Source organism: Isoptericola sp. NPDC019482, from assembly GCF_040632295.1.
Classification (GTDB): domain Bacteria; phylum Actinomycetota; class Actinomycetes; order Actinomycetales; family Cellulomonadaceae; genus Isoptericola.
The window spans coordinates 41,962-52,680 of record NZ_JBEYBQ010000015.1 but is presented as its reverse complement, the minus strand read 5'-3'; the positions used below and the strand labels follow the sequence as shown (position 1 = coordinate 52,680).

Genomic DNA, 10,719 nt, shown 5'->3' with positions numbered 1-10,719 from the left:
ACCGGCCGGTTCTGGCACGCTCGCTCGCCATGAAGACTCCGCCCTCGCGGCCAGGCGACCGTCGCGGGCTCACTGCGCCCGCCGTCCCACCCGCCACCCGGTTCAGCGAAGGCCGCCGCAGCGACATCGCCGCGGAGGTCTCGCGCGGAACGCTCGAACGGGTGCGCAAGGGCGTCTACCTGGCGCCGGTCGACGCCGACGGGCCCGCTCGCACCAGGCGCGCCGAGGTCCTGCGACAGGTCCGCGCCGTCGAGGCTCGGCTCTCGACGACCTTCTGGTACTCCCATGCGACGGCGGCCGTGCTGCACGGATGCAAGACCGTCCGATTGTCCTCCGCAGTCCACGTCACCCAGCTGCGAGCGCCCAACGCCGACCAGTCGCGCGAGCGCGACCTCCGCCGCCACTGGACTGCACTTCCTGAACGCGACCGTGCCGCCGTCGAGGGCCTGCCCGTCACCACCCTCGAGAGGACGGTGGTCGACTGCGCGCGGACGCTCGCCGCCGACCAGGCCCTGGTCATCGCCGACTCCGCACTTCGGGGCGACGCGGACCCCGCGCTGATCCGAACGATCCTGGAGGAGAACGTCGGCGGGCGAGGGGTTCGCCGGGCCCGCGAGGTCGTCGGTCTCGCGGATCCCCGTGCGGAGTCCGCCGGCGAGTCCCTCCTCCGCTGGATCATCCACGACGCCGGGCTGCCCGCCGCCGAGGTGGGACATGGCGTCACGACCCGGCGGGGCGACGCGTGGCTCGACCTGGCGTGGCCGGACCGCAAGGTCGCGCTGGAGTTCGACGGCGCCGTCAAGTACTCCGGGGGCGAGTACGGCGACCCCGCGCGGCGGCTCTTCGAGGAGAAGCTCCGGCAGGACGCGCTGGAGGAGGACGGGTGGCTCGTCATCCGCGTCGTCTGGGAGGACCTGCGACGCCCGGAGGTTCTCGTCGCCAGGATCAGGTCCGCGCTCCGGTCGCGGGCGCCGAGATCGAGGTAACCGTCATGAAGTCGACCCACCGAAGGTCGATCTGGCGACGGCTACCTCGATCTCGCGGTCACGGGCTGGCGGATGATCGTGCGCCACCGCTGCGGGTCGACGCGGCGGGCGTCGGACAGGTAGATCTCGTGGTGCAGGCCGCGCAGCGCCCGCCCCTCGGCGGCGATGAACGCGTGCAGCCGTTCGACCGTCGCGGGCTCGGTGGCGAACGGACCGCGGTGCAGCACCTGCGCGGCGTCGCCCTCGTCGAGGCGCTCCAGCCGGACACGGTCGCCGGCGGGCGGCCGCTTCGCGGCGACCGCGCGTGCCAGCACCTCCGCGGCGTCGACCTGCTCGACGGCGTCCGGCAGGCCGATCATCAGCGTCCAGCGCCACTCGTCCTTGGCGTCCACGCTGAACCGGCTCATGTCGTCCGCCCACCACAGGCCCTCGAGGGGCAGCACGGTGTACGCGTCGCCCGTCGCCGCCTTGACCGCCGCCCGCAGCGCGTACGCGAGCGGGTACAGCGTCTCGACCGCCTCACGGTACGCCGGCGCGGTGTTCGGGTCGCCCTCGCCGTCGACCATGAGGAACGGGCGGGGCTGCACCGTCACGAGCGCCGGCGTCGTCGTCGCCCGGTAGTGGAGCCGCGGTTCACGCTTGAGGTCGATGCTCGCCATGTCGACAGCCTCGCAGCACGCACGATGCAAGAGCGGGTCAGCCGGGCAGCCCCGCGATGCCCGTGCCGACGGGGTCGTCGGAGCCGTCGTGGCTGCCGCGCTTCGTCCCGGCAGCCTCGTCGCGCACCAGCCGGACCCACAGCAGCACGGCGAACAGACCGAAGACCCACCACTGCAGCGCGTAGAAGAGGTTCTGCAGGTTGACGCCGTCGCTGCCCTCGAGCACCGGCCGCGGCAGCGGGGCGGGGCCGCCCTCGGCGGCGGTGGCCTGCGCAGGGTCGGACGTCGTGAGCACCGCGTACCCGGAGTAGATGGGCCCGCCCCAGGTGTTGGCGAGCGCTCCGGTGGCGATGGAGTCGGTGAGCGGCGGGCCGTCCGGGTTGTCGGGCAGGGGCTCGCCGCCCTCCAGCGCGGACTCCGACGCCTGCAGCCAGCCGGTGACACGCACCTCGCCGTCGGGTACCTCGAGGGCCGCGTCCCCGGGGGTCGGCGAGTCCACCCAGCCGCGCACGACGGGCAGGACCGGCGGCCCGGACAGGTCCGCCCACGACGCGCCGCCCGTGCCGTCGTCGGTGACGCGCAGCGGCGTGAGCACCAGGTACCCGGTGCGGCCGTCGAGCGCGCGACCGGCCACGAGCATCTGGTCCTCGGGCTCGTACGTGCCCGACACCCACACCTCCGTGCCGACCAGCTCGCCGGGGAACGACGTCTGCGGGGCCAGCAGGTCGCCCAGCGCGTCGGGGCCGTGCGCGGCCTGCTCGGCCGCCTCCTGCTGGGCGGCGAGCTCGGCGCGCAGGTAGGCACGGTCGAGCTGCCAGACGCCGAGCCGGCCGCACACGGCGGCGGCGAGCAGGAAGAGGAGCAGGATCCCGATCATGCGGGGCTGGAGGGCCACCGCCCAGAACGACCTGCGGGCGGGCTGGGGGCTGGGCACGGCACCACCGTAATCGGCCCGGGCCCCTCCCCAGGAATCCGCGCGTCGGGAGCACCTGACACCGCGCCAGATCGACGTCACGCCCTCTGACCTCGCCGGTCGTGCTGCATTCGGGCACCGGGTGCGGTGGAATGAAGGCGCCGGCCTTCCCCGAGCCCCTGGAGCGTGTGATGAGCACCACGACCACCCCGACCGTCAGCCCCACGCCGTGGCGCGCGGGCGCCGGTACCGAGCTCTCGGCCGAGACGATCGAGCGGATCGACCGGTGGTGGCGGGCGGCGAACTACCTGTCGGTCGGTCAGATCTACCTGCTCGGCAACCCGCTGCTGCGGGAGCCGCTCACGCGCGACCACGTCAAGCCGCGCCTGCTGGGCCACTGGGGCACGACGCCCGGCCTGAACTTCCTGTACGCGCACCTCAACCGGGTGATCAAGGAGCGCGAGCAGTCCACGGTCTACGTCGCCGGCCCCGGCCACGGCGGCCCCGGCCTCGTCGCGAGCACGTACCTGGACGGCACGTACTCCGAGCTCTACTCGGACATCACCGAGGACACCGACGGCGTGCGCCGCCTGTTCCGCCAGTTCTCGTTCCCTGGCGGCATCCCGAGCCACGTCGCCCCCGAGACGCCCGGCTCCATCCACGAGGGCGGCGAGCTGGGCTACGCCCTCTCGCACGCCTACGGTGCGGTGTTCGACAACCCGGACCTGCTGGTGGCGGCGGTCGTGGGCGACGGCGAGGCCGAGACCGGCCCGCTCGCCACGAGCTGGCACTCGAACAAGCTGCTCAACCCCGCGCAGGACGGCGTCGTGCTGCCGATCCTGCACCTCAACGGGTACAAGATCGCGAACCCCACGATCCTCGACCGCATCGGCCGCGACGAGCTCGAGTCGCTCATGGTCGGGTACGGGCACAAGCCGCACTGGTTCGAGGTGGCCGACGGCTCCGACGAGTCGCACGAGTCGATCCACCGCCGCTTCGCCGCGGTGCTGGACGAGGTGCTCGACGAGATCGCCGCGATCAAGGCGCAGGCCGCCGTCGAGGGAGTCGACATGGCGCGCCCGGCCTGGCCGATGATCGTGTTCCGCACGCCGAAGGGCTGGACGGGTCCGGAGTACATCGACGGCAAGAAGACGGTGGGGTCGTGGCGCGCGCACCAGGTGCCGCTCGCGAGCGCGCGGGACACGCCCGAGCACCTTCAGGTGCTGGAGACGTGGCTCAGGTCGTACCGGGCCGAGGAGCTCTTCGACGACGACGGCCGCATCCTCGACGACATCCGCGAGCTGGCCCCGCCCGGCGAGCTGCGCATGAGCGCCAACCCGCACGCGAACGGCGGCGTGCTGCTGCGCGACCTGCGCCTGCCCGACTTCCGCGACTTCGCCGTCGACGTCCCCGCGCCGGGTGCCGGCGCGGTGGAGGCGCCGCGCGTGCTGGGCCAGTTCCTCACCGAGGTGATCCGCCGCAACCCGGACAACTTCCGGATCTTCGGCCCGGACGAGACGGCGTCCAACCGCCTGCAGGCCACGTTCGACGTCACCGGCAAGCAGTGGAACGCCGAGTACTTCTCGCCGGAGGTCGACGAGCACCTCGTCCGCGCCGGCCGGGTGATGGAGCAGCTCAGCGAGCACCAGTGCCAGGGCTGGCTGGAGGGCTACCTGCTCACCGGGCGGCACGGCCTGTTCACCAGCTACGAGGCCTTCATCCACATCGTCGACTCGATGTTCAACCAGCACGCCAAGTGGCTCAAGGTCACCAACCACATCCCGTGGCGGAGGCCGATCGCGAGCCTCAACTACCTGCTCTCCAGCCACGTGTGGCGCCAGGACCACAACGGCTTCAGCCACCAGGACCCGGGCTTTATCGACCACGTCGTGAACAAGAAGGCCGAGATCGTCCGCGTGTACCTGCCGCCGGACGCGAACACCCTGCTGTCCACCTACGACCACTGCCTGCGCTCGCGCCAGTACGTGAACGTCGTCGTCGCGGGCAAGCAGCCGGCGCCGCAGTTCCTCACGATGGAGCAGGCGGTCGCGCACTGCACGCGCGGCCTGGGCATCTGGGAGTGGGCGGGCACCGAGGTCGAGGGCGCGGACCCGGACGTCGTGCTCGGCGCGGCGGGCGACGTGCCCACGCTCGAGGTGCTCGCGGCGGCCGACATCCTGCGTCACCGCATCCCGGACCTCAAGGTCCGCGTGGTCAACGTCGTCGACCTCATGCGGCTGCAGGACGAGAAGGAGCACCCGCACGGCCTGTCCGACAAGGACTTCGACACGCTGTTCACTGCCGACAAGCCGGTGATCTTCAACTACCACGGCTACCCGTGGCTCATCCACCGCCTCACGTACCGGCGCACCAACCACGCCAACATCCACGTGCGCGGGTACAAGGAGGAGGGCACCACGACGACGCCCTTCGACATGGCGATGCTCAACGACATCGACCGGTTCCACCTCGTGGTCGACGTCATCGACCGGGTGCCGGCGCTGCGCTCGCGGTACGCGGGCCTGCGGCAGGAGATGGTCGACGCCCGGCTCGCGGCCCGGCAGTACACCCGCGAGCACGGCGAGGACATCCCCGAGGTGCGCGACTGGGTGTGGCCGGACGCCGGCGACACCGCGACGGAGCAGGGCGGTCCGCAGTACGACGCCGCGGCGGCGACCGGCGGCGACAACGAATGACAGGGGACGCACGATCGACAGGGGACGCCGCGTGACGACCTCGACCCGCTCCATCTACATCGCCTCCCCCGAGGGCGAGACCGGCAAGTCGACGGTCGCGCTGGGCGTGCTGGACCTGCTGGTCCGGCAGGTCTCGCGCGTCGGGGTGTTCCGGGCCGTCTCCCGCGTGCCTTCGCCGCCGGCGTCGGACGCGGGGGGCGACGCCCCGCGCGACCACGTGCTGGAGATGCTGCTCGCGCACGACGGCGTCGACCTGACGTACGAGGACGCGGTCGGCGTCGCCTACGACGACGTGCACGCAGACCCCGAGGCCGCGCTCGCCCGCATCCTCGACCGTTACCACGCGGTCGCGGAGCGGTGCGACGCCGTCGTCGTGGTCGGCACGGACTACACCGACGTCGCGGGCGCGACCGAGCTGGCGTTCAACGCGCGCGTGGCGGCCAACCTGGGCGCCCCGGTGCTGCTCGTGGCGTCCGGCCGCGAGCGCTCGCCGGAGGACGTGCGCGCGCTGGTGCGCCTCAGCCTGTCGGAGCTGCGCGCCAACCACGCGCAGCCGGTGGGCGTCGTCGTGAACCGGTGCCCCCCGCGGGTGCTCGCCGCGGGCGCCCCGGCGCTGGTGGGCGACGTCGACCTGCCCGTGTGGACGATCCCCGAGGAGCCGTTCCTGCACGCCCCCACCGTCGGCCGCCTGGCCGAGGCCGTGGAGGGCACGCTCATGCTCGGCGACGCCGACCTGCTGGGCCGCGAGGCGCTGGAGGTCATCGTCGGGGCGATGTCGTTCGAGCACGTGCTCGACCACCTGTCCGACGGCGCGGTCGTCATCCTGCCGGGCGACCGCTCCGACGTGCTGCTCGGGCTGCTCTCGGCGCAGTCCGCGGCCACGTTCCCGTCGCTGTCGGGCATCGTGCTCACCGGCGGCTACGTGCCGCGCGGCGTGATCGCGCAGCTGCTGTCGGCGCTCGGCCCGCGCGTGCCCGTGGTGGCCACGGCGCTCGACACCTTCCAGGCCGCCCGGCGCGCGGCCGAGACGCACGGCTACGTCACCGTCGCCTCGACGCGGAAGATCGACGTCGCGCGAGCCCTGTTCGAGCAGCACGTGGACGGCGCCGCGCTGCTGGCCCGCCTGGACCTGCCGCGCACGCGCGTCGTCACGCCGCTGATGTTCGAGTACGAGCTCATCGAGCGGGCGCGCGGCGACCGGCGACGGGTCGTGCTGCCCGAGGGCGACGACGACCGCATCCTGCGCGCCGCGTCGACCGTGCTGGCCCGCGGCATCGCGGACCTGGTGATCCTGGGCGACGAGACGTCGATCCGGGCGCGCGCCGCCGAGCTCGGCCTCGACATCGCCGCCGCCACGGTGCTCTCCCCCACCGACCCGGAGCACGTGGAGAGGTTCGCCGCGGAGTACGCGAGGCTCCGCGCGCACAAGGGCATGACGGTGGAGCGCGCCCAGGAGATCGTCACCGATGTGTCGTACTTCGGCACGATGATGGTGCACCTCGGCCTCGCGGACGGCATGGTCTCGGGCGCCGCGCACACGACGGCGCACACCATCCGGCCGTCGTTCGAGATCGTCAAGACGCAGCCGGGCGTCTCCGTGGTGTCGTCGGTGTTCCTCATGTGCCTGCAGGACCGGGTGCTGGTGTACGGCGACTGCGCGGTCATCCCGGACCCGACGGCGGAGCAGCTCGCGGACATCGCGATCTCGTCGTCGGCGACGGCGGCGCAGTTCGGCGTCGACCCGAAGGTCGCGATGCTGTCGTACTCGACGGGCACGTCCGGCTCGGGCGCGGACGTCGACAAGGTGCGCACCGCGACCGGGCTGGTCCGCGAGCGCCGCCCCGACCTGTCCGTGGAGGGGCCGATCCAGTACGACGCCGCCGTGGACGCGTCGGTCGCGAAGTCGAAGCTGCCGGAGTCGTCGGTCGCGGGGCAGGCGACGGTGTTCGTCTTCCCCGACCTCAACACCGGCAACAACACCTACAAGGCCGTGCAGCGCTCGGCCGGGGCCGTCGCCGTCGGCCCGGTGCTGCAGGGGCTGAACAAGCCCGTCAACGACCTGTCCCGCGGCGCGCTGGTCGCCGACATCGTCAACACCGTCGCCATCACGGCGATCCAGGCCCAGTCGTTCGGGGCCCAGGCACAGGAGGCCACGGCATGAGCATCGTCCCCGAGGCCGAGCGCCCCAACCCGTACAGCGCGTACGGGGCGCACGGGTCCGTGCTGGTGCTGAACTCGGGCTCGTCGTCGCTCAAGTACCAGCTCGTCAACCCCGTGGGCGGCGAGGCGATCGCGGCGGGCACCATCGAGCGGATCGGCGAGCAGTCCGGCATCGTCACGCACACGTTCGCGGGCAACAGGACCCGCCGCGACCTCGAGGTGCCGGACCACGGCGAGGCGCTGCGGATCGCGCTGGGCCTGTTCGACGAGATCGGCCCGCGCCTGGCGGACGCCGGCATCTACGCCGTCGGGCACCGGGTGGTGCACGGGGGTGCGGAGTTCTCGGGTCCGGTCGTGGTCGACGACGACGTCGTGGCGCGCATCGACGCCCTCGTGCCGCTCGCGCCCCTGCACAACCCGGCCAACGTGCAGGGCATCCGGGTGGCGCGCGAACTGCTGTCCGACGTCCCGCACGTCGCCGTCTTCGACACGGCGTTCTTCTCCGCGCTGCCGGCCGAGGCGTACACCTACGCCATCGACCGGGAGGTGGCGAAGGAGTACGACGTGCGCCGGTACGGCTTCCACGGCACCAGCCACCAGTACGTGGCGGGCAAGGTGGCGCGGGTGCTGGGCCGCCGGGTGCAGGACCTGCACACGATCGTGCTGCACCTGGGCAACGGCGCGTCCGCGTCGGCGGTGGCGGGCGGCGTCCCGATCGACACCTCCATGGGCCTCACCCCGCTGGAGGGCCTCGTGATGGGCACCCGGTCGGGCGACATCGACCCGGCCGTCGTCTTCCACCTGGCCCGCAACGCCGAGATGGGCATCGACGAGCTCGACACCCTGCTCAACAAGCGCTCGGGGATGCTCGGTCTGTCGGGCGTGAACGACTTCCGCGAGCTGCGGCGCCTCATCGACGACGGCGACGAGGCGGCCGCCCTCGCGTTCGACGTCTACATCCACCGCCTGAAGAAGTACGTGGGCGCCTACGCCGCGCTGCTGGGGCGGGTGGACGTCATCGCGTTCACCGCGGGCGTCGGCGAGAACGACGCCGCCGTGCGCGCCGCCGTCTGCGAGGGCCTGGAGGGCATGGGCATCGCGGTCGACCCGGAGCGCAACGCCGCGTCGCGACGCGACGAGCGCATCATCTCCCCCGACTGGACGTCCACGCTGGTGATGGTGATCCCCACGATGGAGGAGCTCGCCATCGCCCGGCAGTGCGTCGAGGCGGTGGAGCACCTGCGCCCGTCGTCGTCGGTCACGGCGGGCTGACCCCGGCCCGCGACGGCGGCTCAGGCCAGCGCGAACGCCACGCAGGCGATCCCGAAGCCCATCACGCCGATGGCCGTCTCCATGACGGTCCAGGTGCGCAGCGTGGTCTTCACGTCCATGTCGAAGAACCGGCCCACGAGCCAGAACCCCGAGTCGTTGACGTGGCTGAGCACCACGGACCCGGCCGCCACGGCGACGACGATCGCGGCCGTCGCGAGCGGGCTGAACCCGCCCGCCGCGACGGCCGGGGCGATGAGCCCGGCCGCGGTCGTGAGCGCCACGGTCGCGGAGCCCTGCGCCACCCGCAGGACGGCGGCGATGACGAAGCCGGCGACGATGACGGGCAGCCCCAGGTCGGCGAGGACGTCGGCGAGCGCGTCGCCGATGCCCGACGCCCGCAGCACGCCGCCGAACATGCCGCCGGCGCCCGTGATGAGGATGACGGAGCAGACGGGCCCGAGCGCCGAGTCGAGCGTCTGCTCGAGCGCGGTGCCCTCGACGCCGCGGCGACGGCCGAGCGCCCAGGCCGCCACGAGGACGGCGGCCAGCAGCGCGACGGGCGTGGAGCCGACGACGCCCGCCCAGGTCACGACCGGGTTCTCGGCGGCGACCCAGCCCGCGGAGACCGCGGTCTCCAGCCCGGTGTTGGCGAAGATCAGCACGAGCGGGAGCAGCAGGATGCCGACCACCGTGCCGAAGCGCGGCGGGTTCGCGATCTGTGCGGCGTCGGCCCGGCCGAGGATCGCCGGCACCGGCAGCTCGATCCGACGGCCGGCGAACCGGCCGAAGAGGTAGGCGGTCACGTACCAGGTGGGGATCGCGACGACCAGCCCGAGGAGCAGGACCATGCCGACGTTCGCCCCGAGGAACTCGGACGCGGCGACGGGGCCGGGGTGCGGCGGCACGAAGACGTGCATGACCGAGAACGCGCCCGCCACGGGCAGGCCGTAGAGCAGCAGCGAACCGCCGAGGCGGTGGGCCACCGCGAACACGATCGGCAGCATCACGACGAGGCCGGCGTCGAAGAAGATCGGGAAACCGAAGATCAGCGACGCGACGCCGAGGGCCAGCGGGGCGCGCTTCTCGCCGAAGCGGGCGATGAGCACGTCGGTCATCACCTTGGCGCCGCCGCTGGTCTCGATCAGCCGGCCCAGCATCGCGCCGAGCCCGACCAGCAGCGCCACGGACGCGAGGGTCGAGCCGAAGCCGTCCAGCAGCACGTCCACGACGCCGCCGGCGGGCAGCCCGGCGGCCACCGCGGTGAGCACGCTGACCAGCACGAGCGCGAGGAACGCGTGCAGGCGCACCTTGATGATGAGCAGGAGCAGGAGCGCGACGGCCCCGGCGGCGATGGCGAGCAGCGGCCCTGCCGTGAGGGTCTGGGTCCAGTCGTCAGTAGGCATGGAGAAGTCCTCGTCGACGGTCGTACGGGTGGAAGGTGGCTCTGCGCGGGCGGCCGGCGGGTCAGGCCCCGTCGTCGAGCCAGGCGAGCACGGAGTTGACGACCTCCTCCGGGGCGGCCGCGACGTCGATGCGGATGCCGTCCTCGTCGTCGTCGAGCGGCTCGAGGGTGGCGAGCTGGGAGGGCAGGAGCGCCGGCGGCATGAAGTGCCCGCTGCGGTGCGCCATCCGGTCGGCGAGGAGCTCGGGGGCGCCGTCGAGGTGGACGAACCGCACCCGGCCGTGCGCGCCGCGCAGGACGTCGCGGTAGGAGCGCTTGAGCGCCGAGCAGGTCACGACGGCGGATCTGCCGCCGTCGGTCTCCCCCGTCAGCCAGTCGCGGATGGCGGCGAGCCAGGGGGCGCGGTCGGCGTCGGTGAGCGGCGTGCCCGCCGACATCTTGTCGATGTTGGCCTGGGGGTGGAACTCGTCGGCCTCGGCGACGTCGACGCCGAGACGTTCGGCGAGCATCCCGGCGATCGTGGTCTTGCCCGAGCCGGCGACTCCCATGACGACGAGGTGCCCGACGACCGGCGGCCGCGCGCTCGCGTCGCGAGCGTCACCGGTGGCGTCCATGACGACAGTGTCCATCT

At 72.9% G+C, this 10,719-nt stretch carries 8 protein-coding genes; 4 read left to right on the top strand and 4 right to left on the bottom strand.

What is annotated here, in order from left to right; all coding sequences use genetic code 11:
- Positions 1 to 29: 29 nt before the first annotated feature.
- Entirely contained in the window at positions 30 to 986 is a 957-nt protein-coding gene (locus ABZ493_RS11915) for a hypothetical protein (protein WP_430582381.1), read from the top strand.
- A gap of 41 nt (positions 987 to 1,027) precedes the next feature.
- On the opposite strand, the gene ABZ493_RS11910 is transcribed toward ABZ493_RS11915, so the two are convergent.
- Positions 1,028 to 1,645 carry a GyrI-like domain-containing protein gene (locus ABZ493_RS11910; protein ID WP_430582380.1) on the bottom strand — a complete coding sequence of 206 codons (618 nt, stop codon included), beginning with the start codon at positions 1,643 to 1,645 and terminating at the stop codon, positions 1,028 to 1,030.
- Positions 1,646 to 1,682: 37 nt separating this feature from the next.
- Positions 1,683 to 2,579, bottom strand: coding sequence for an SURF1 family protein (locus ABZ493_RS11905; protein WP_430582379.1), 897 nt, complete (start codon positions 2,577 to 2,579; stop codon positions 1,683 to 1,685).
- A 170-nt stretch (positions 2,580 to 2,749) separates the two neighbouring features.
- Between ABZ493_RS11905 and ABZ493_RS11900 the strand changes: the two genes are divergently transcribed.
- The 3 genes from ABZ493_RS11900 to ABZ493_RS11890 are packed head-to-tail and all read left to right on the top strand — an operon-like array spanning position 2,750 to position 8,686.
- On the top strand, positions 2,750 to 5,254 hold the full coding sequence (locus ABZ493_RS11900) for a phosphoketolase family protein (RefSeq protein WP_430582378.1): 2,505 nt from the start codon (positions 2,750 to 2,752) through the stop codon (positions 5,252 to 5,254).
- 31 nt (positions 5,255 to 5,285) lie between these two features.
- Positions 5,286 to 7,415, top strand: a complete 2,130-nt coding sequence (gene pta, locus ABZ493_RS11895) for a phosphate acetyltransferase (RefSeq protein ID WP_430582377.1) — start codon at positions 5,286 to 5,288, stop codon at positions 7,413 to 7,415.
- Positions 7,412 to 8,686 carry an acetate kinase gene (locus ABZ493_RS11890; RefSeq protein WP_430582376.1) on the top strand — a complete coding sequence of 425 codons (1,275 nt, stop codon included), beginning with the start codon at positions 7,412 to 7,414 and terminating at the stop codon, positions 8,684 to 8,686. Before pta ends, ABZ493_RS11890 begins: the two co-directional genes overlap by 4 nt.
- Before the next feature lie 20 nt (positions 8,687 to 8,706).
- On the opposite strand, the gene ABZ493_RS11885 is transcribed toward ABZ493_RS11890, so the two are convergent.
- Both ABZ493_RS11885 and ABZ493_RS11880 read right to left on the bottom strand, forming a co-directional pair.
- Positions 8,707 to 10,089, bottom strand: coding sequence for a GntP family permease (locus ABZ493_RS11885; RefSeq protein ID WP_430582375.1), 1,383 nt, complete (start codon positions 10,087 to 10,089; stop codon positions 8,707 to 8,709).
- Positions 10,090 to 10,150: 61 nt separating this feature from the next.
- Positions 10,151 to 10,702, bottom strand: coding sequence for a gluconokinase (locus ABZ493_RS11880; protein WP_430582374.1), 552 nt, complete (start codon positions 10,700 to 10,702; stop codon positions 10,151 to 10,153).
- Positions 10,703 to 10,719: the final 17 nt, after the last annotated feature.